Below are 20,403 nucleotides of genomic sequence, written 5' to 3'. Positions count from 1 at the left end.
GTTCTCTCCGAAAACTATTTAGGTAGTGCCTCGTGTCTCACCTTCGGGGGTAGAGCACTGTCATGGTTGGGGGGTCTATTGCAGATTACCCCGCCATAGCAAACTCCGAATACCGAAGAGTGCAATCACGGGAGACAGACATCGGGTGCTAACGTCCGGTGTCAAGAGGGAAACAACCCAGACCGCCAGCTAAGGTCCCCAAATATGGCTAAGTGGGAAACGAAGTGGGAAGGCTAAAACAGTCAGGAGGTTGGCTTAGAAGCAGCCACCCTTTAAAGAAAGCGTAATAGCTCACTGATCGAGTCGTCCTGCGCGGAAGATGTAACGGGGCTAAGCCATATACCGAAGCTGCGGATGCGAGCTAGTCTCGCATGGTAGGAGAGCGTTCCGTAAGCCTGCGAAGGTGCATTGTAAAGTGTGCTGGAGGTATCGGAAGTGCGAATGCTGACATGAGTAGCGATAAAGGGGGTGAAAGGCCCCCTCGCCGTAAGCCCAAGGTTTCCTACGCAACGTTCATCGGCGTAGGGTGAGTCGGCCCCTAAGGCGAGGCAGAAATGCGTAGCTGATGGGAAGCAGGTCAATATTCCTGCACCATTGTTAAATGCGATGGGGGGACGGATCGCGGAAGGTTGTCCGGGTGTTGGAAGTCCCGGTCGCTGCATTGGAGAAGGCGCTTAGGCAAATCCGGGCGCGGAATTCAAGGGTGTGGCGCGAGCTTCTTCGGAAGCGAAGCAATCGGAAGTGGTTCCAAGAAAAGCCTCTAAGCTTCAGTTTAACAGTGACCGTACCGCAAACCGACACAGGTGGGCGAGATGAGTATTCTAAGGCGCTTGAGAGAACTCGGGAGAAGGAACTCGGCAAATTGGTACCGTAACTTCGGGATAAGGTACGCCCCTGTAGCTTGACTGGCCTGCGCCAGAAGGGTGAAGGGGTTGCAATAAACTGGTGGCTGCGACTGTTTAATAAAAACACAGCACTCTGCAAACACGAAAGTGGACGTATAGGGTGTGACGCCTGCCCGGTGCCGGAAGATTAAATGATGGGGTGCAAGCTCTTGATTGAAGTCCCGGTAAACGGCGGCCGTAACTATAACGGTCCTAAGGTAGCGAAATTCCTTGTCGGGTAAGTTCCGACCTGCACGAATGGCGTAACGATGGCCACACTGTCTCCTCCCGAGACTCAGCGAAGTTGAAGTGTTTGTGATGATGCAATCTCCCCGCGGCTAGACGGAAAGACCCCATGAACCTTTACTGTAGCTTTGCATTGGACTTTGAACCGATCTGTGTAGGATAGGTGGGAGGCTATGAAACCGGAACGCTAGTTTCGGTGGAGCCGTCCTTGAAATACCACCCTGGTTTGTTTGAGGTTCTAACCTTGGCCCGTGATCCGGGTCGGGGACAGTGCATGGTAGGCAGTTTGACTGGGGCGGTCTCCTCCCAAAGTGTAACGGAGGAGTACGAAGGTACGCTAGGTACGGTCGGAAATCGTGCTGATAGTGCAATGGCATAAGCGTGCTTAACTGCGAGACCGACAAGTCGAGCAGGTGCGAAAGCAGGTCATAGTGATCCGGTGGTTCTGTATGGAAGGGCCATCGCTCAACGGATAAAAGGTACTCTGGGGATAACAGGCTGATACCGCCCAAGAGTTCATATCGACGGCGGTGTTTGGCACCTCGATGTCGGCTCATCTCATCCTGGGGCTGTAGCCGGTCCCAAGGGTATGGCTGTTCGCCATTTAAAGAGGTACGTGAGCTGGGTTTAAAACGTCGTGAGACAGTTTGGTCCCTATCTGCCGTGGGCGTTGGATATTTGAAGGGGGCTGCTCCTAGTACGAGAGGACCGGAGTGGACGAACCTCTGGTGTACCGGTTGTCACGCCAGTGGCATCGCCGGGTAGCTATGTTCGGAAGAGATAACCGCTGAAAGCATCTAAGCGGGAAACTCGCCTTAAGATGAGATATCCCCGGGGACTTGATCCCCTTGAAGGGTCGTTCGAGACCAGGACGTTGATAGGTCAGGTGTGTAAGCGCAGTAATGCGTTCAGCTAACTGATACTAATTGCCCGTAAGGCTTGATCCTATAACCGGTCTGTTTCATGTCGAACCAACAGGTCGACGAACAGCGGTTGAGTGAGCAATGTGCCGGTGTACAAGCACAACCCCTACTACTTCTTCGAGATTGGTCATGGCGCGCTGTCGCGACGTGACAACCCCTTTAGCCTGATGACCATAGCGAGTCGGTCCCACCCCTTCCCATCCCGAACAGGACCGTGAAACGACTCTACGCCGATGATAGTGCGGATTGCCCGTGTGAAAGTAGGTAATCGTCAGGCTTCCTCCTTCGAAACCCCCGCTGCCAACGCAGTGGGGGTTTTGTCTTTTATCGCGCAAAAATCCGCTTCACGCGGCAAAGCAGCCGGGCCATCGGCCAGGCTGCTCGTCTACCTCGCCTTCGTCACCCTCCATACCGCATTGCCCACATCGTCGGCGATGATCAACCCGCCGTCGCCGTCCTGCGTGATCCCGACCGGGGCGCCATGCAGCTGCTTTTCGTCGTCGGAGAGAAAGCCGGTCACCACCGGTTTCGGCGCGCCGGTCGGCTTGCCGTTCTCGAACGGCACGTAGACCACCGCATAGCCGCTCAACGGCGACCGGTCCCAGCTACCGTGCTCGCCGATGAAGGCTCCGCCGTGGTACTCGGCCGGCAGATTGTGGCCGGTGTAGAACCACAGGCCTAGCGGCGCCACGTGCGAGCCGATCGCATAGTCGGGGCTGATCGCCTTCGCTACCAGATCTGGCCGCTGCGGCATCACGCGTGAATCGACATGCTGTCCGTAATAGCTGTATGGCCAGCCGTAGAAGCCGCCCTCCTGCACGGACGTCAGATAATCCGGCACCAGGTCCGCGCCGATTTCGTCGCGCTCGTTTGCAATGGTCCAGAGCCTGCCCGTGTTCGGCTCCCACTGCAGCCCGGTCGGATTGCGGATGCCCGAGGCGAACACGCGGCTCGCGCCGCTGGCCACATCGACCGCGAGCACCACCGCGCGCCGATATTCCACGTCGAGGCCGTTTTCCCCGACGTTGCTGTTCGAGCCGACACCGACGTAGAGCGTCTTGCCGTCGGGGCTTGCCAGCAGCGCTTTGGTCCAGTGGTGGTTGATGGTGCTCGGCAGATCGGCCAGTTCGACGCCGGGCGTGGCGATCTTCGTCTGGCCGGGCGTGTAGGGAAACTTCAGCAGTGCATCGGTATCGGCGACATAGAGCGTGTCGCCGATCAGTTGCACGCCGAACGGCGAGTGCAGCCCTTCGATGAACCGGTACTGGTCCCACCCGCTGCCGCCGGCCTTGCGGCGCAGCAGCGTGATCCGGTTGCCGCCCGGCGCGTCCTTGCCGGCGCGGCTCGTCACCATGCCGGCGATCAGCTGCTTCGGCGTGGTCACCGGCTCCGTTTCCGGGCTGCTCGCCTCGACCACGAGGATGTCCTGATTCGGCAGCACGTAGACCTGCCGCGGATGCTTGAGTCCCCCCGCGATCTTCTCGATGGCGAGCCCGGCCGCCACCTTCGGTGTCTGCCCGTCCTGCCAGCCGACGCCTTTCGGCACCTGGATCGGCGGCACCATGAAATGCTGCGCACCGGGCAGCGGCGGATTCGCGCCGGACTGATGCTCGGCATCGTATCTGGCCTTCTCGCTGCACGCGCCGAACAGCACGGCTGCGGCGAGCCCGAGTGCGGCGGTACCTCCAAGACGCTTATTCATGGCCGACCTCCTGCATCGCGAACTTGTCGAGCGCAAGCCTCAGTTGCGCAAGACCGAGCAGCACGACCGTAATGAGCGACAGGATCACGTTCTCCGGCACGATCGCATAGGCGTCGCGACTGTGGACGAAGGCGTTGGCGATGGCGGCGGCGATGCCCGCCAGGTTCAGCCAGAAATCGAGGCGCTCGCCGCGCGGCGCGGGGCGCGACGACGGCAGCCAGACGTGGCCGAGATTGAGCAGGCGTGGAACGATCGCGATGACCAGCCCGATACTGACTTGCCACGCGGCGCCCTTGGCCCAGAGGATGTTCGCGGTGTTCGCATAGAGGACGTCGAAGATCAGGGTGCCGACGAACAGGCCATAAGGGATGGGATTGAGCAGATCGAAGATCGCCGTGGCGAGCCGCGATCGATATCTCGGGCGGTAGGGCGTCATGGAATGGTCCTTTTTCCGGAGAAGACGGGATGCGATGCGAGGCGCAGGGACGACACCGACGGCGCGACGCGCCCGGCTGCTGCAGCCGGACGAGGTAGGGCGATGCCGGCTCTCAGGTTCCGAAGGTCCCTGCAACGACACGGCGCACGCAGCCAGGCCGCGCCGTGGCCGGGCAGGACCACGATGTAAGCACCCGGCGATTGCCAATATAGACGAGGCCGCGCGAACGCGTCTTGCCGTGCAAAAGCGCCTCGACCGCCGTGATTCGCCCTGAATCCCTGCAGACCGTTATCGATTCGATGCCGGCAAGGCGGCGGCAGAATCGATGCGCGCGCAACGATTTGCCCTTGTCGACGGAGCATGCGCGGCAATGAAAAACGTCGCTATAGCAAAAAAAATATAGCACCGCATAGCGAGGACTGTCTTGTCACTCAATATTTTCGCCGCAAGAAAGGCGCGGTGTCGGCATGCTCTTGTGAAGACCGTTCACCAATGTCTGTGCGATGATGCGCCCTCTGGTCGCGCACCCCACGCGACATTGCCGGCCCGCTGCGCCGGTTGCCTTTCCGGAGCGACGACGCATGCCTACGCGCGAGAACCCACGCCGGTTCGTGAAGGCGGTCGAGACAGGCGGTTTCACGAAGGCCGCTCGGGCAGCCTGCGTGAGGACGCCGCGGGTCTCGCGCGCGATCTCGTTCACCGAGTCCCGCCGGCACGCTACCGCGAGCGCGATCCGACCGTCACGATCGGCCCCGCACTCGCACAGCGCGTGCCCGCTCTGGCCAAGCAAGGCGTCGATCTCGCGCCCTTCGCCGTCGATCCGCTCCAAGCCTTGCCGCGACACGCTCCAACCCTTCCCCCACCAAACCGGGAGCTTCCGATGACCACGTTGAACATCAATGGCGTGACGCACAGCGTCGACGCGCCCGACGACATGCCTCTCCTCTGGGTGCTGCGCGACCTCGTCGGTCTGACCGGCACGAAGTTCGGCTGCGGCATCGCCCAGTGCGGCGCCTGCACCGTCCACCTGGACGGCGAGGCCGCGCGCTCGTGCGTGCTGCCGGTGGCCGCCGTGGCCGGCCGCCGGATCACGACCATCGAGGCGGTCGGTATGACGCCGGTGGGCGCGAAGGTCCAGCAGGCATGGCGCAAGCTCGACGTGGTGCAGTGCGGCTACTGCCAGTCGGGGCAGGTGATGGCGGCCGCTTCGCTGCTGGCCTCGAACCCGCACCCGAGCGACGCCGACATCGATGCGGCGATGGCGGGCAACATCTGCCGCTGCGGCACCTACAACCGGATTCGCGCAGCCATCAAGCTGGCCGCGCAGGAGGCCTGACCATGTCCTCGGGAATCATCGAAGCGAGCCGCGCCGCGCGCGCGGCCGGCGGCGACGCGACGGGCATCTCGCGGCGCCATTTCCTGCAGGCCGGCTTCACGCTCGGCGCGGCGGCCGGCGGCGGCCTGCTGCTCGGTTTCGCGGTGCCGGCGGCAGGCGGGGCGACGCGCCCGTCGGTGATCGGCGGTGACGCCCCCGACCAGGCGCCGGCCGGGCTCTTTGCCCCGAACGCGTTCGTGCGCATCGATCGCGCGGGGCAGGTCACGCTGGTGATGCCGAAGGTCGAGATGGGGCAGGGCGTCTATACGTCGATCCCGATGCTGATCGCCGAGGAGCTCGAGGTGCCGCTCGACAGCGTGGTGCTCGACCATGCGCCGGCCGACGCGAAGCGCTACGGCGACCCGCTGCTGGGCGGCGGCCAGCTGACCGGCGGCTCGACGTCGATCCGCTATGCCTGGGAGCCGATGCGCCGCGCCGGCGCCACCGCGCGCACGCTGCTGGTGGCCGCCGCCGCGCAGCAATGGAACGTCGATCCGGCATCGTGCCGCGCGGCCAACGGCGAGGTGCTGCATGCGCCGAGCGGCCGGCGCGCGGCCTACGGCTCGCTCGTCGACGCCGCCGCGAAGCTGCCGGTGCCGGCCGAGGTTGCGCTGAAGAAGCCCGAGGCGTTCACGCTGATCGGCAAGCCGGTGAAGCGGCTCGATTCGCCCGAGAAGGTGGACGGCACCGCGCGCTTCGGGCTCGACGTGCGGCTGCCGGGCATGCTGTATGCCGCGATCGTCAACAGCCCGGTGTTCGGCGGCACCGTCGCCAGCGTCGACGACAGCGCGGCCAAGCGCGTGCCGGGCGTGCGCCAGGTGGTGCGCGTCGACAACGCGGTGGCGGTGGTGGGCGAGCACACCTGGGCCGCCAAGCGCGGCGCCGCGGCGCTCGTGATCACGTGGCACGAAGGCGCTGGCGCCCACGTCTCGATGGACGACATCGTCGGCGACCTCGCGCGCGCGGCCGAGCGCCCCGGCGCCGTCGCGCGCAACGACGGCGACGTGGCCAAGGCGCTCGGCGCGGCCAGCGCGCGCGTCGAGTCGGTCTATCAGCAGCCGTTCCTCGCGCACGCCACGATGGAGCCGGTCAACTGCACGGTGCACGTGCGCGGCGACGGCTGCGAGATCTGGGTCGGCACGCAGGTGCCGGGCTTCGCCATCGAGGCCGCGAAGCGCGTGACCGGCTTCGACGAGAGCCGCGTCGTGCTGCACAATCACCTGCTCGGCGGCGGCTTCGGGCGGCGGCTGGAGACCGACATGATCGCGCAGGCGCTGAAGGTCGGCAAACAGGTGGACGCGCCCGTCAAGGTGGTCTGGACGCGCGAGGAGGACATCCGTCACGACATGTACCGGCCGTATTACTACGACCGGATCTCGGCCGGCGTCGATGCCAACGGCAAGCCGGTGGCGTGGCAGCACCGCATCGCCGGCTCCTCGATCATGGCGCGCTTCGCGCCCGGCGCGGTGAAGAACGGCGTGGACAGCGACGCGGTGGAGGTGGCCGCCGATCTGCCCTACGAGATCCCGAACCAGCGCATCGAATACGTGCGCCAGGAGCCGCGCCACGTGCCGACCGCGTTCTGGCGCGGCGTCGGCCCGACGCGCGGCGCATTCGTGGTGGAGAGCTTCATCGACGAGCTGGCGGTGCGCGCGAAGGCCGACCCGGTCGCCTACCGGCGCTCGCTGCTGGGCCGCACGCCGCGCGCGCGCGACGTGCTCGACGTGGTCGCGCGGGCGGCCGGCTGGGGGCAGGCGGTGCCCGCCGGGCGCGGCCGCGGCGTGTCGGTGCTGCACGCGTTCGGCAGCTTCTTCAGCATGATCGCGGACGTGGCGGTGGCCGACGGCGAGGTCGTCGTCGAGCGCGTGGTCTGCGCGGTCGATTGCGGCATGGTCGTGAATCCCGACACGGTCGAGGCGCAGATCCAGGGCGGCATCGTGTTCGGCATCACCGCCGCCCTGTACGGCGAGATCACGATCCGGGACGGGCGAGTCGAGCAGAGCAACTTCACCGACTACCGGATGCTGCGCATCAACCAGACGCCGAAGATCGACGTGCATATCGTCAAGAGCGCGCAGGCGCCGGGCGGCATCGGCGAGCCGGGCACCTCGGCGATCGCGGCGGCGCTGGCCAACGCGATCCATGCGGCCACGGGCAAGCGCCTTTACCGGCTGCCGGTCGGCGATCAACTGAAAACGGCATGAGGGAGGCGGCGATGACGATTCCGAACCGGCTGCGCCGGGCATGCGGTGCGGCCGCACTGGCCGGTGCCGCGTTCGCGGCGCCGGGCGCCCATGCGGCGGCCGACGGCAGCAACGACACGGCGCTGCTCGCGCGCGGCGAATATCTGGCACGCGCGGGCGATTGCAGCGCCTGCCATACGGCGCCGAGGGGCAAGCCGTTCGCGGGCGGGCTGAAGATGGCCACGCCGCTGGGCGCGATCTACACGACCAACATCACGCCGGACGCGGCCACCGGCATCGGTGGCTACAGCGAGGCCGATTTCGCGCGCGCGCTGCGCGAGGGCGTGGCCAAGGACGGCCACAACCTCTATCCGGCAATGCCGTACCCGTCGTATGCGAAGGTCGGCGACGACGACGTGCACGCGATGTACGCCTACTTCATGCACGGCGTGGCGCCCGTCGCGCAGGCCAACCGCGAGAGCGAGATCCGCTGGCCGCTCAACCAGCGCTGGCCGCTCAAGCTCTGGAACCTGGTGTTCCTCGACGGCACGCGCTATCAGGCCAAGGCCGGCCGCGATCCGGTCTGGAATCGCGGGGCCTACCTCGTGCAGGGGCTCGGCCATTGCGGCGCCTGCCATACGCCGCGCGGCGCCGGCTTCCAGGAGCAGGCGCTCGACGAGGGCGGCCGTGCGTTCCTGACAGGCGGCCTGCTCGACAACTGGTTCGCCTCGAACCTGACCGGCGAGGCCAATACCGGGCTCGGCCGCTGGAGCGAGGCCGAGCTGGCGCAGTTCCTGAAGACCGGCGCGAACGCGCATGCCAGCGCGTTCGGCTCGATGACCGACGTGGTGAACCACAGCACGCAGTATCTGAGCGGCGAGGACCTGACCGCGATCGCGCGCTACCTGAAGTCGCTGCCGGCCGCGGGCGGCACCGGCGCGCCGCCATACCGCTACGATCCGCAGCGCACCATGGCCGCGCTCGCGCGTCCGGCGGGCGATCCGGGCGCGGCCGTCTACGCCGCGTACTGCATGCACTGCCACGGCACCGACGGCCGCGCGTTCGCACCGCTGCTCGCGCCGCTCGCCGGCAACCCGAACCTGCTGGAGGCGAACCCGGCCTCGCTGATCAACGTGACGCTGAACGGCAGCGCCGATCTCGTGATCGCGGGCGTGCCGGCGGCCTATCCGATGCCGAAGTTCGCCGAGGTGCTGACCGACCGCCAGATCGCCGACGTGCTGACGTTCGTGCGCGCAGGCTGGAACAACGGTGCGCCGGCGGTGAGCCCCGACGAGGTCGCGAAGCTGCGCCGCGCCACGGCGGCGGCCCGCTGATGGACAGCGTCGATCTCGACGTGCTGCGCACCAGCGCGCGCTGGCTGGCGGCCGGGCGGCACGTGCTGCTGGCCACCGTGGTGCGCACCTGGGGATCGTCGCCGCGGCCGGTGGGGGCGCTGCTCGCGCTGCGCGACGACGGGCGCGCGGTCGGCTCGGTATCGGGCGGCTGCATCGAGGACGACCTGATCGCGCGCGTGCGCGCGGCCGGCATCGCGCCGGACGCGCGGCCCGAGACGATCCGCTACGGCGTCAGCGCCGACGAGGCGCACCGCTTCGGCCTGCCGTGCGGCGGCACGCTCGAGCTGGTGCTCGAGCCGCTCAGCGCCGCGAGCGGCATCGCGGCGCTGTGCGAGGCGATCGATGCGGGGCGTCTGGTGGCGCGCACGCTCACGCTCGCCAGCGGGGCGGCCACGCTCGAGCATGACGTGCCGGCGGCCGACGGCGTCAGCTTCGACGGCGCGCGCCTGCGCACCGTGCACGGCCCGCGCTACCGGATGCTGGTGATCGGCGCCGGGCAACTGTCGCGCTACCTGTGCGAGATCGCGACCGGGCTCGACTATCAGGTGACGGTGTGCGACCCGCGCGAGGAGCAGCCCGGCGCCTGGAACGTGCCGGGCACGCGCCTGGTGCGCACCATGCCCGACGACACGGTGCTGGCGATGCGGCTCGACGCGCGCTCGTGCGTGATCGCGCTTACCCACGACCCGAAGCTCGACGACCTCGCGCTGATGGAAGCGTTGAAGACGCCCGCGTTCTACGTCGGTGCGCTCGGCTCGCGGCGCAACAATGCCGCGCGCCGCGAGCGGCTGGCCGAGTTCGATCTCGACGCGGCGCAGCTCGCGCGGCTGCACGGCCCGGCCGGGCTGCACATCGGCAGCCGCACGCCGCCCGAGATCGCGCTGTCGATCCTCGCCGAGGTCACGGCGCTCAAGAACGGCGTCGCGATCGCGCACGCCATGAACGTCGCGGTCGCGAAGGCCGGCGCATCGGGCTGAGCCGCGGGCCGGCCTAGCGGTGCGCCGCGTGGGCCGCCTAATGAGCCGCGTAGCTGACGGCGCAGCCGGACCCGTATTCGGCGCAGCCGTCGCTGATCGCGCGGCAGCCACTATTTGCCACGCGTCACCGACCTGTCGTCATGCGACATCGCCGGCACGGCGCCGGCCGCGCGCCGATTCCGTCCCATCGCGTTGTCGCAATTCTTCTAGATGGCGGCCGGGGCTTCCGGTTGAATAGCGCTGCCACGTATCAGGCAATCGGTTCGAAGCGCCGGGGGCCGCCGCGCGCGGCGCAGGGTAGGTTTTTTGATGACGGACGTCGGGAAAATCATGTTCAACTATTCCACCAGCACCATCGAAGCAGTCGATCCTGACCTCTGGCAGGCGATCCAGCAGGAGAACCAGCGCCAGGAAGATCACATCGAGCTGATCGCCTCCGAGAACTACACGAGCCCGGCGGTGATGGCCGCGCAGGGCTCGCAGCTGACCAACAAGTATGCCGAGGGCTATCCCGGCAAGCGCTACTACGGCGGCTGCGAATACGTGGACGTGGTCGAGCAACTGGCGATCGACCGGGTCAAGGCGCTGTTCGGCGCGCAAGCGGCCAACGTGCAGCCGAACTCGGGCTCGCAGGCCAACCAGGGCGTGTTCTTCGCGATGCTCAAGCCGGGCGACACGATCATGGGCATGAGCCTGGCGCACGGCGGGCACCTCACGCACGGCTCGCCGGTGAACATGTCGGGCAAGTGGTTCAACGTGGTGAGCTACGGCCTGGACGAAAGCGAGGACATCGACTACGAGGCGGCCGATCGGCTCGCGCAGGAGCACAAGCCGAAGATGATCGTGGCGGGGGCCTCGGCATTCGCGCTGAAGATCGACTTCGAGCGCCTGGCGAAGATCGCGAAGTCGGTGGGCGCGTACCTGATGGTGGACATGGCGCACTACGCGGGGCTGATCGCGGCTGGGGTGTATCCGAACCCGGTGCCGCACGCGGACTTCGTGACGACGACCACGCACAAGAGCCTGCGCGGGCCGCGCGGCGGCGTGATTCTGATGAAGTCGGAGTACGAGAAGCCGATCAACTCGGCGATTTTCCCCGGGATTCAGGGCGGCCCGCTGATGCACGTGATCGCGGCGAAGGCGGTGGCGTTCAAGGAAGCGGGCTCGGCGGAATTCAAGGCGTACCAGCAGCAGGTGGTGGAGAACGCGCGGGTGCTGGCGCAGACGCTGGTCAAGCGCGGGCTGCGGATCGTGTCCGGGCGCACGGAAAGCCACGTGATGCTGGTGGACCTGCAGGCGAAGAAGATCACGGGCAAGGCGGCGGAAGCGGCGCTGGGCGCGGCGCACATCACGGTGAACAAGAACGCGATCCCGAACGACCCGGAGAAGCCGTTCGTGACGAGCGGGATTCGTCTGGGCTCGCCGGCGATGACGACGCGCGGGTTCGGCACGAAGGAGGCGGAGATCGTGGGCAACCTGATCGCGGACGTGCTGGACAATCCGGAGGACGCGGCCACGCTGGAGCGCGTGCGCGCGCAGGTGGCCGAGCTGACCCGGCAGTTCCCGGTGTACGGCGGCCGTTCGGGCGCCTGAGCGATCGAGGCGCCGCCGGGTGCGCAGCCGTCGCCGCGCGTGAGGGCTCCACCGGCACGGGGGCGCTTGTCCTCCCGGCCCGAGGCCGCGCCGGGCGGATGCCCGCGCCGCGCTCGCGCATGAGCGCGGCGGCCGGCGGCGCCGCGCGTGCTCGCCGGCGCCGGCCGCGGAATCAGGGCGCGGCGCCGGACGGCCGCCGCGGGGCCGCTGCGGCCCGTGCCTCGCCGTCGGCGCGCACGAAATCGATGAACGCGCGCAGCGGCGCCGGCACGAGCCGCCGCCCCGGGTAGTAGAGGAACGGCCCCGAGAAGGTCTCCCACCAGCCTTCGAGCACCGGTTCGAGCGCGCCGCTCGCGAGGTGTGGGCGCAGCCAGTCCTCGAACAGCCGGATGATGCCGGTGCCTGCCACCGCCGCATCGACGGCCAGATCGACCGCCGCGCCCAGTTGTACGAGCAGTTGCCCCGCCGGCTCGATGCGCACCGTCTCGCCGTCGCGCTCGAAGCTCCACGGCGGCATCGCGCCGCTCGGAAAGCGGCCGAGAAGGCAGGCGTGGTCGAGCAGCTCGCGCGGGTGCGCGGGCCGCCCGCGCCGGTCCAGGTAGGCGGGCGAGGCCGCCATCGCGAAGCGCTGCTGGCGCGGGCCGATCGGCACCGCGATCATGTCCTGTTCGAGCCGCTCCTCGTAGCGGATGCCGGCGTCGCAGCCCGCCGCCAGCACGTCGACGAAATTCTCGTCGGCCGACACTTCCATCCGGATCTCGGGGTAGGCCGCCAGGAAGCGCGGCACGATCGACGGCAGCACCAGCCGCGCCACGCTGACCGGCACGTTCAGGCGCAGCGTGCCGGCCGGCCGGTCGCGAAAGCCGTGGACCTCGTCGAGTGCCGCCTCCACCTCGCCGAACGCCGGGGCGAGCCGCTCCAGCAGCCGTTCGCCCGCCTCGGTCGGCACCACGCTGCGGGTGGTGCGGTTCAGCAGCCGCACGCCGAGCCGAGCCTCCAGCCTTCGCACCGCCTCGCTGAGCCCCGACGCGCTGGTGCCGGTGGCGCGCGCGCCGTCGCGAAAGCCCTTGGCGCGCGCCACCGCCACGAACGCGCCCAGGTCCGACAGATCGACGTTCATTGTTCGCTCCTTCGTACAAGCCGTGCGGATTATGGCGGCTTATCGGTGGAATCGCCAGCGCGTAAGCTCGGGCTTCCCTACCAGGAGGCACTTCATGAACCCATCGAATCCGACCCAGGTTTTCCCGCTCGGCAGCCGCTCGGTCCGCCGCATCGGCTACGGCGCCATGCAGTTGGCCGGCCCCGGCGTGTTCGGCCCGCCGAAGGATCGCGACGCCGCGCTGGCGGTGCTGCGCGCGGCCGTGGAGGCCGGCGTCGACCATATCGACACCAGTGATTTCTACGGCCCGCACGTCACGAACCAACTGATCCGCGAGGCACTGCATCCGTACCGCGACGAGCTCGTGATCGTCACCAAGGTGGGCGCCCGCCGCGACGCGGCCGGCGCCTGGCTGCCGGCGTTTTCCGCCGCCGAGCTGGAGCGCGCGATCCACGACAACCTGCGCAATCTCGGCCGCGACGTGCTCGACGTGGTGAACCTGCGCGCGATGTTCTCGACCCACGGGCCGGCCGAGGGCTCGATCGAGGCGCCGCTCGCCGTGCTGGCCGAACTGCAGCGCAAGGGGCTGGTGCGCCACATCGGGCTCAGCAACGTGACGCGCGCGCAGATCGAGGAAGGACGGGGTATCTGCGAGATCGTCTGCGTGCAGAACCTGTACAACCTCGCGCATCGCGACGACGACGCGCTGATCGACACGCTGGCCGCCGAGGGCGTGGCCTACGTGCCGTTCTTCCCGCTCGGCGGGTTCTCGCCGCTGCAGTCCACGGCGCTCTCCGTCGTGGCCGGGCGGCTCGGCGCCACGCCGATGCAGGTCGCGCTGGCGTGGCTGCTGCGCCGCGCGCCGAACCTGCTGCTGATTCCCGGCACGTCGTCGGTGGCGCATCTGCGCGAGAACCTCGCTGCCGGGCAGCTCGCCTTGCCCGACGACGCGCTGCGCGAACTCGACGCGATCGGCGCGGCCGTCGCCGGCGGCGCCGGGCGGTGAGCCTGCTTCCCGCCCCGCCCCGACACGTCGCGGCCGGGGCTGCCTGGCGCGGGCGCAGGCAGCCCCGGCCGCCGGTGAAGGCGCCGCCCGCGCCGCCCGCGGTCAGCAGGCTTTGGCCTGCTGCTTGCCGGTCCGCCTCGGTTGCTTTGCGGCCGGCTCCCGTGCGGCCGGCAACGCGCTGCCTGGGCGCGTTTCGCATCGGCTGCCGGACATCGGCGCCCGCGTGCGCGGCGCATGCGGCGGCAGGCCCCAGGATGCGCGGATTCGCCTTATTTCGCGGTCGCCATGCGGTGGCGCGCTGCGTTTGTCACGTCGCCCGTGGGCTTTGCACGGAGATTTCCGGATGCGCGGAACGCTCAGGTCGATTACAGTGTCCGGTCAGCGCGGCGGCGGGACGTTCCCGCCGCCTCAATAAAACAGGAGCGGACCACATGAGCACCGGCAGCACCCCGACTTTCCCGATCGAGCGTCACCCGAATCCGACTTCCGCCGAGGCACGCGCGCGATTGCTCGAGAATCCCGGCTTCGGCAAGATTTTCACCGACTACATGGTGACGATCCGCTACACGGAAGGCCAGGGCTGGCACGACGCGAAGATCGAGCCGCGCCGCGCGCTCGAGCTCGATCCGGCAACGCTGGTGCTGCACTATGCGCAGGAAATCTTCGAGGGCATGAAGGCGTATCCGCTGCCCGGCGGCAAGGTTGCCCTGTTCCGGCCCGAACAGAACGCGCGCCGGTTCCGCAACTCGGCGGCGCGCCTCGCGATGGCGCAACTGCCGGAGGAACTGTTCGTGGAAGCCGTGCGCCAGCTCGTGACGCTGGAGCGCGACTGGATTCCGTCGGCGGAAGGCAGCGCGCTGTATCTGCGCCCGTTCATGATCGCCGACGAGGTGGTGCTCGGCGTGAAGCCGTCGGCGCAGTACCTGTTCTGCGTGGTGGCGACGCCGGTGGGCGCCTACTTCAAGGGCGACGCGTCGAAAGGCGTGGCGATCTGGGTGTCGGACAGCTACACGCGTGCGGCGCCCGGCGGCACCGGCGACGCGAAGTGCGGCGGCAACTACGCGGCGAGCCTCGCCGCTCAGGCCGAGGCGACGCGCGAGGGCTGCGATCAGGTGGTGTTCCTCGACGCCGTCGAGCGGCGCTGGATCGAGGAGCTGGGCGGCATGAACGTGTTCTTCGTGTTCGACGACGGCTCGCTGCAGACGCCGCCCCTCACCGGCACGATCCTGCCCGGCATCACGCGGGCCTCGCTGATCGAACTGGCGCGCGATCTCGGCTACACCGTGCGCGAGGAGCCTTACTCGATCGAGCAGTGGGAAGCCGACGCAAAGAGCGGGCGGCTGGTGGAGGCGTTCGCCTGCGGCACCGCGGCCGTCGTCACGGCGATCGGGCAGGTGAAGGGCCGCAAGCACAGCTTCGTGATCGGCGACGGCGGCGCCGGCCCGGTGGCGACGCGGCTCAAGAAGACGCTGGTGGGCATCCAGACCGGGCGCGAGGCCGATACGCACGGCTGGGTCGACATCCTCGGCTGAAGAAGCGCACGATGTGAGAATCAGCTGGAGCGCCATCGCGAGGAAGGTCGAGCGCGGCCAGCGGTTGCGCGTGCGGCTTGCGCGATGGCCTGCCGTCGCGAACCTCGATTCGATCGGATCGTGGCCCGCGGGCGCTGCCAGTGTTCGGCCGGGAAGTCGGAAGCCCGCGAGCAGTGCGTCGCGGGCTTTCTCGCGCTTCTCGACGGCCTTGGGGGCTGGCCGCGAGCCATGCATCACGCACCCGACCCGGACGACGCAGCCCGCCAACCGAGCGCGACCTCTTCCAGCCGTCGCGCCGCCGAGGCGGACTGGCGCCCGATTTCGGCCGACCCCGTGTCGGCCGACCGCCTTGCCAAGCGCGTCCGACGCAACCTGGAGGTGAAGCGTTGCGGGCCATGCCCTCGCGGTATGGCCGGACGACAAGTCAGCAACGAGCTGCAGGCGCTACGGGCGCCGCGGATTCGATAAGCGCGTGCAGGCTCATCGCAGCGAGCTGCGCCCGGCCTGTTGCTTGCTCAGCGTATCCGTGGAAACCTCGTCAAAGGTCTGGGCGTAAGACGTGCCGTCCGTGTAACGGATACTCGGATCTGTCGCGACGCGCACGTCGAACAGCGGCGTTCCGGTTCGCGCATGCGCTTGCTGCTCGATGTGGCGTACCAGGTCGGGGCCGACTTCGGGCGCGCCCATCTTGCGCAGTTGCTTGTTCACGTCGTGGGTGCTCATGGGCTTGATCTTCGTGAGCCGCTCGGAATCGGCGCTGTTCGCTCTTACCTGCGAGCTGATGTAGCGAGTGTTGCGGTTCGACAGGAGGCTGGCGAGATGATGGCGCTCGCCGGTGCTCGCGTCGACCAGGGTAGCGCGGTCAAGCGTGCAGGCGCTCGGATGGCCCGGCCACGCGTCCACCACCACCACGTCCTGGGCGGCTGATCGCTCCGGGTCGCCGATCGTCGCGAAAACGTGATCTTTCTCCTGCCCACCCGGCGGGGTCGGCAACTTCAACCAGACGCGGTGGACCGATCCCGAGAATTCAGGACCATTTCCGGAGTGCAGGGCGGCCGTCGCCACATCGGTGAAGACGTGGCAGTTGCCTCCCTGTTCCTTTTGGGCGCGTTCGATGCGGCTCGGGTACTTGCTTGCCCCGCCTTCGCTGCGCGCCCAGCTTTCGCCGCTCGACGCGTGGATGTCCACGCGTTGATTACCGGCGCCGTGCTCCATCACACGCTTGGCGGCACGGTTTGCCCAGGACGCTGCCTTGAGGTTCTGGAGCGTCGCCGGCGCGACACGAACCGTCGCATGGCTGTATGAGCCGATGCCGATGCTTCCCGGCGCGACGGATTCGTGAGTCTTGACGACGTCGTCGCGATCGACGTTTGCCAGAGCGTTCCACGACGTTGAGGAGTCGCCACCACTGAAGATTTTCTTGAACATGATTCTTCCTCGAATTGACTGAGCCTGCGCAAAACGCGGCTTGTGTTCATGCCCGCACCGGATCGGTAGGCGCGACGGCGACCAGGCATGACCGTAAAGATCCTGACGTGATCTTTACGCCGAGCAGACTATTCGAAGAAGAACGAAAGATTTTGTCGACAACCGAAGGTTTGGCGACCTGAGCGAATTCATCAGGGGTCACGACGGGACGTTGGCTGCCGCCGCGGCCCGCCTGCCGCGGCGGGGGCGCCCACGCCGCCTCAGCGCACCGTTTCGCCGAATTGCAGCGCCGCCAGCTGCGCGTAAAGCGGCGAACGCGTCAGCAGCTGCGCATGCCGGCCCTGCGCCACGATGCGCCCGTGTTCGAGCACGACGATCCGGTCGGCTCGCTGCACGGTGGCCAGCCGATGCGCGATCACCAGCGTCGTGCGGTTCTGCGCGGCGTTGTCGAGCGCCTGCTGCACGAGCCGTTCGCTGGTCGCGTCGAGCGCGCTGGTCGCCTCGTCCAGCAGCAGGATCGGCGGATTCTTGAGGATCGCCCGCGCGATCGCGATGCGCTGGCGCTGCCCGCCCGACAGCCTCACGCCGCGTTCGCCGAGAAACGTGTCGTAGCCCTGCGGCAGAGCCTCGATGAAGGTTGCCGCCGCGGCCATCCCGGCGGCGCGTTTCACGTCGTCGAGGGTGGCCTCGGGTGTCCCATAGCGGATGTTGTCGGACACGCTGCCGGAAAAGATCACCGATTCCTGCAGCACCACACCGACGGCCCGCCGCAGCGCGTCGAGCGGCACCTCGCGGGTGGCGACGCCGTTGATCGTGATACGCCCGGCGCGCGGATCGTAGAAGCGCAGCAGCAGCTGGAACAGCGTGGTCTTGCCGGCGCCGGACGGCCCCACCAGCGCCACGTGTTCGCCTTCGCGCACCTCGAGCGAAATCCCCGCCAGCGCGTCGATGCCGGGCCGCGACGGATACGCGAAGCTGACGTCCTCGAAGCGGATGCCGGCGCCCTGCACCGGCAGCGGCACGGTCCGGGCGGCTTCCTGCACCGGCGAGCGCGCCGCCAGCAGCTGCAGCAGCCGCTCGGTCGCGCCGGCCGCGCGCTGCAGGTCTCCCCACACTTCGGCCACCGCGCCCACCGCGCCGGCTGTCAGCACGGCGTAGAGAACGAACTGCGAGAGCTGCCCCGCGCTCATGGTGCCGGCCAGCACCGCCTGCGCGCCCAGCCAGAGCACGAACACGATCGCACTGAACACCAGCACGATCACCACGCCGGTCAGCCAGGCGCGTGCCCGGATGCGCCGCAGCGCCGTGTCGAACGCCGCCTCCACCGCGCCGCCGAAACGCCCCGCCTCGAATGCTTCCTGCCGGTACGACTGCACGGTCGGCATGGCGTTGAGTACCTCGCCCGCCAGCGCGCTGGCGTTCGCCACCTTGTCCTGGCTCGCGCGCGACAGCCGCCGCACGCGCCGTCCAAACATGACGACGGGCGCGACCACCACCAGCAGCGTGCCGATGATGTAGCCGGACAGCATCGGGCTCGTCACCACCAGCATCACGAGGCCGCCCAGCAGCATGAAGACGTTGCGCATGCCGAGCGACAGGCTGCTGCCCACCACGGTCTGGATCAGCGTGGTGTCGGTGGTCAGCCGCGACAGCACTTCGCCGGTCTGCGTGGTTTCGAAGAACTGTGGGCTCATCCGCACCACGTGGCCGTACACGGCGCGCCGCAGGTCCGCCGTGACGCGCTCGCCGAGCCACGAAACCAGATAGAAGCGCAGTGCCGTGGCCACGGCCAGGACCAGCGCCACCGCGAACAGCGCGATGAAATAGCGGTCGACATGGGCCGGGTCGCCGCCGGCGAAACCGCGGTCGATCAGGTATTTGAAGGCCACCGGCAGCACCAGCGTCGCGCCGGCCGAGCTTACCAGCGCGAGGAACGCGAGCGCCCAGCGGCCGGCATACGGGCGCAGGAACGGCAGGAGGGAGAACAGCGGGCCGATGCGGGCGGCACGGGGAGCGGCGTCTGACACGGAGTTGTCCTCGAAAGCGGCGAACCGGGGGAGGGGGCCGGCGCCGGATGGCGCCGGTGCGGTAGCGGCGGCCGGCGCGGGCCGCGGGCCGTCAGGATGCCGAACCCTGGTCCGCACGCGGACCGGCCTCGCGATCGCGCCGGTGGGTGCGCCGCGCCACGGCGTCGAGCAGCGAGACGCCGGCCGCCGTCAGCGTCGGCCGCCGTGCCTCGCCCGCGAACGGCTCGAGCGAGATCAACCGGCGATCGCGCAGCGTTTCCAGCTCGGCGCGGGCCGGATCGAGCTGGCCGGGCGCATTGCGCACCAGCATCAGCGTGGCCAGTTCGTGTGGACTGAGCATGGTCGGTTCCTCCATGGTGTGGCGCGCGCGTCAGCGTAGCTTGACGAGCTTGATGGCGCGCTCGGGGCAGGCCGGCACGCACCGCCCGCAGCCGCGGCACGCGGCGGCGTTCGGCGTGTAGGCCACGCGCATGCCGTGCACACGCAGCCTGAGCCGCTGCATCAGGCCGAGCTGCCGGTAATCGGTCTCGCCGATGCGCCGGATCTCGAAGACCTCCTCGGGGCAGACCACGGCGCAAGCGGCTTTGCCTTCGCAGCGCGCGAAGTCGACCGACGGCGCGATCACGCCGGGCGGCTGCTGGCAGGCGGGGGCGGCTTCGCGGCTCATGCGCCGGTCCCCCCGTCGCGTCGCGCGTGCGCCGCCAGCGCGCCGCGCAGCCGGTCGCGCTCGTCCTGCGTCAGGCGCTGCCAGTGCTGCCAGTGCCTGCGCTCACGGCAGCCGCCGTGGCCGCGAAAGCCGCCGAACAGAATCCGGCTCAGCACCAGCAGGCCGAGCGCGTGCGGATAGTCGATCGGGTGCGCGCCCGTCACGAGTTCGGGCACCACCCAGTTCCACAGCGCCATCACGATGCGCCCCAGCACGGCCACGGCCACCACGAACAGCAGCAGCTTGGCGATCCACCTGCCTCGATACCTTGTCATTCAGTCCTCCTTCGCTTCAATTCGCGAATTCGTCGTAGACGGGCTGCAGCCGTTTGCGCAGATGCAGCACCGCGTACCGCTTGCGGGCCAGCAGCGTGCTGACGCTCGTGCCGGTGGCCGCGGCCAGCTCCTTGAAACTGCGCCCGTCGAGCTCGTGGGCGACGAACACCTCGCGCTGGCTGGCCGGCAGCTCGTCGAGCGCGGCCCGCAGCGCGTCGAGCAGCGCGGCGCGTTCGTAGGCCGCCTCCGGGCCGTCGGTCGACGCGGGCAGCGCGAGGTCGAGCCGGCAGGCCTCGTCGTCGTCGCCGGCGGCCTCGGGCAGCGGCGCTTCCTGCTTCTTGCGGAAGCGGTCGACGATCCGGTTGCGCGCGACGCGGTACAGCCAGGCGCCGATCTGCTCGATCGGCTCCGGCAGCCGGTACGCCTCTACCATCCTCTCGAACACGTCCTGGAGAATGTCCTCGGCCTCGTCCTGGTCGAGCACGCGCCGGCGGATGAAGTTGCGCAGCGCTGGCCGCTCGCGGGCCACGGCGTCGGCGATTGCGCGGTCCTGCACGGTCGGCGGGGGCGGGGTGGGCGGCGGTTCCATACCCGTGTTGACGGATCAGGAAGGGAAATATTGTGGCGTGCGCGGCCAGCTTGCCGAAAATCGTCGG

17 protein-coding genes and 2 rRNA genes are annotated in these 20,403 nt (G+C 68.3%); 9 read left to right on the top strand and 10 right to left on the bottom strand.

The window, feature by feature from the left end; genetic code table 11:
• Nucleotides 1-2,077 (top strand): 23S ribosomal RNA (locus tag KS03_RS01505).
• Nucleotides 2,078-2,216: 139 nt separating this feature from the next.
• Nucleotides 2,217-2,330 (top strand): 5S ribosomal RNA (gene rrf / locus KS03_RS12535).
• A 108-nt stretch (nucleotides 2,331-2,438) separates the two neighbouring features.
• Here rrf and KS03_RS12530 read toward each other — a convergent pair.
• The 3 genes from KS03_RS12530 to KS03_RS12520 form a co-directional block, all read right to left on the bottom strand.
• Nucleotides 2,439-3,755, bottom strand: coding sequence for a PQQ-dependent sugar dehydrogenase (locus KS03_RS12530; protein ID WP_012733176.1), 1,317 nt, complete (start codon nucleotides 3,753-3,755; stop codon nucleotides 2,439-2,441).
• Nucleotides 3,748-4,191, bottom strand: coding sequence for a DUF2231 domain-containing protein (locus KS03_RS12525; protein ID WP_012733177.1), 444 nt, complete (start codon nucleotides 4,189-4,191; stop codon nucleotides 3,748-3,750). Before KS03_RS12525 ends, KS03_RS12530 begins: the two co-directional genes overlap by 8 nt.
• Nucleotides 4,192-4,618: 427 nt before the next feature.
• Entirely contained in the window at nucleotides 4,619-5,020 is a 402-nt protein-coding gene (locus KS03_RS12520; protein WP_017924071.1) for a hypothetical protein, read from the bottom strand.
• A 51-nt stretch (nucleotides 5,021-5,071) separates the two neighbouring features.
• Between KS03_RS12520 and KS03_RS12515 the strand changes: the two genes are divergently transcribed.
• The 5 genes from KS03_RS12515 (at nucleotide 5,072) to glyA (ending at nucleotide 11,674) form a co-directional block, all read left to right on the top strand.
• Nucleotides 5,072-5,527 (top strand): (2Fe-2S)-binding protein, encoded by a 456-nt coding sequence (locus tag KS03_RS12515; protein ID WP_012733178.1) that lies wholly within the window; start codon nucleotides 5,072-5,074, stop codon nucleotides 5,525-5,527.
• Nucleotides 5,528-5,529: 2 nt separating this feature from the next.
• The gene (locus KS03_RS12510; RefSeq protein WP_012733179.1) at nucleotides 5,530-7,770 is read left to right on the top strand and encodes a xanthine dehydrogenase family protein molybdopterin-binding subunit; all 2,241 of its coding nucleotides are present in this window, start codon (nucleotides 5,530-5,532) and stop codon (nucleotides 7,768-7,770) included.
• Nucleotides 7,767-9,083 (top strand): c-type cytochrome, encoded by a 1,317-nt coding sequence (locus KS03_RS12505; RefSeq protein ID WP_012733180.1) that lies wholly within the window; start codon nucleotides 7,767-7,769, stop codon nucleotides 9,081-9,083. Before KS03_RS12510 ends, KS03_RS12505 begins: the two co-directional genes overlap by 4 nt.
• On the top strand, nucleotides 9,083-10,081 hold the full coding sequence (locus KS03_RS12500; protein WP_012733181.1) for an XdhC family protein: 999 nt from the start codon (nucleotides 9,083-9,085) through the stop codon (nucleotides 10,079-10,081). Before KS03_RS12505 ends, KS03_RS12500 begins: the two co-directional genes overlap by 1 nt.
• Nucleotides 10,082-10,411: 330 nt before the next feature.
• On the top strand, nucleotides 10,412-11,674 hold the full coding sequence (gene glyA, locus KS03_RS12495) for a serine hydroxymethyltransferase (RefSeq protein WP_012733182.1): 1,263 nt from the start codon (nucleotides 10,412-10,414) through the stop codon (nucleotides 11,672-11,674).
• 172 nt (nucleotides 11,675-11,846) lie between these two features.
• On the opposite strand, the gene KS03_RS12490 is transcribed toward glyA, so the two are convergent.
• The gene (locus KS03_RS12490) at nucleotides 11,847-12,794 is read right to left on the bottom strand and encodes a LysR family transcriptional regulator (RefSeq protein ID WP_012733183.1); all 948 of its coding nucleotides are present in this window, start codon (nucleotides 12,792-12,794) and stop codon (nucleotides 11,847-11,849) included.
• A gap of 94 nt (nucleotides 12,795-12,888) precedes the next feature.
• Here KS03_RS12490 and KS03_RS12485 point away from each other — a divergent pair, with 94 nt between their 5' ends.
• Nucleotides 12,889-13,779 carry an aldo/keto reductase family oxidoreductase gene (locus tag KS03_RS12485; protein ID WP_012733184.1) on the top strand — a complete coding sequence of 297 codons (891 nt, stop codon included), beginning with the start codon at nucleotides 12,889-12,891 and terminating at the stop codon, nucleotides 13,777-13,779.
• A gap of 431 nt (nucleotides 13,780-14,210) precedes the next feature.
• Nucleotides 14,211-15,311 carry a branched-chain amino acid aminotransferase gene (locus tag KS03_RS12480; RefSeq protein WP_012733185.1) on the top strand — a complete coding sequence of 367 codons (1,101 nt, stop codon included), beginning with the start codon at nucleotides 14,211-14,213 and terminating at the stop codon, nucleotides 15,309-15,311.
• Between the two features lie 480 nt (nucleotides 15,312-15,791).
• Here KS03_RS12480 and KS03_RS12475 read toward each other — a convergent pair whose 3' ends face one another.
• From KS03_RS12475 to KS03_RS12450, 6 genes are all read right to left on the bottom strand, one after another.
• Nucleotides 15,792-16,739, bottom strand: a complete 948-nt coding sequence (locus KS03_RS12475; protein ID WP_012733186.1) for a hypothetical protein — start codon at nucleotides 16,737-16,739, stop codon at nucleotides 15,792-15,794.
• Nucleotides 16,740-16,999: 260 nt separating this feature from the next.
• Nucleotides 17,000-18,766, bottom strand: coding sequence for an ABC transporter transmembrane domain-containing protein (locus tag KS03_RS12470; protein WP_012733187.1), 1,767 nt, complete (start codon nucleotides 18,764-18,766; stop codon nucleotides 17,000-17,002).
• A gap of 91 nt (nucleotides 18,767-18,857) precedes the next feature.
• Nucleotides 18,858-19,106 (bottom strand): hypothetical protein, encoded by a 249-nt coding sequence (locus KS03_RS12465; protein WP_012733188.1) that lies wholly within the window; start codon nucleotides 19,104-19,106, stop codon nucleotides 18,858-18,860.
• Nucleotides 19,107-19,136: 30 nt separating this feature from the next.
• Nucleotides 19,137-19,433 (bottom strand): 4Fe-4S dicluster domain-containing protein, encoded by a 297-nt coding sequence (locus tag KS03_RS12460; RefSeq protein WP_012733189.1) that lies wholly within the window; start codon nucleotides 19,431-19,433, stop codon nucleotides 19,137-19,139.
• Complete coding sequence (locus tag KS03_RS12455; protein ID WP_012733190.1) at nucleotides 19,430-19,747, bottom strand: hypothetical protein; 318 nt, start codon at nucleotides 19,745-19,747, stop codon at nucleotides 19,430-19,432. Before KS03_RS12455 ends, KS03_RS12460 begins: the two co-directional genes overlap by 4 nt.
• A gap of 16 nt (nucleotides 19,748-19,763) precedes the next feature.
• Nucleotides 19,764-20,336 carry an RNA polymerase sigma factor gene (locus KS03_RS12450; protein ID WP_012733191.1) on the bottom strand — a complete coding sequence of 191 codons (573 nt, stop codon included), beginning with the start codon at nucleotides 20,334-20,336 and terminating at the stop codon, nucleotides 19,764-19,766.
• Nucleotides 20,337-20,403: the final 67 nt, after the last annotated feature.

It is taken from the genome of Burkholderia glumae LMG 2196 = ATCC 33617, from assembly GCF_000960995.1.
Classification (GTDB): domain Bacteria; phylum Pseudomonadota; class Gammaproteobacteria; order Burkholderiales; family Burkholderiaceae; genus Burkholderia; species Burkholderia glumae.
The sequence above is the reverse complement of the archived record's forward strand: the minus strand, read 5'-3'. Positions and strand labels throughout refer to the sequence as shown.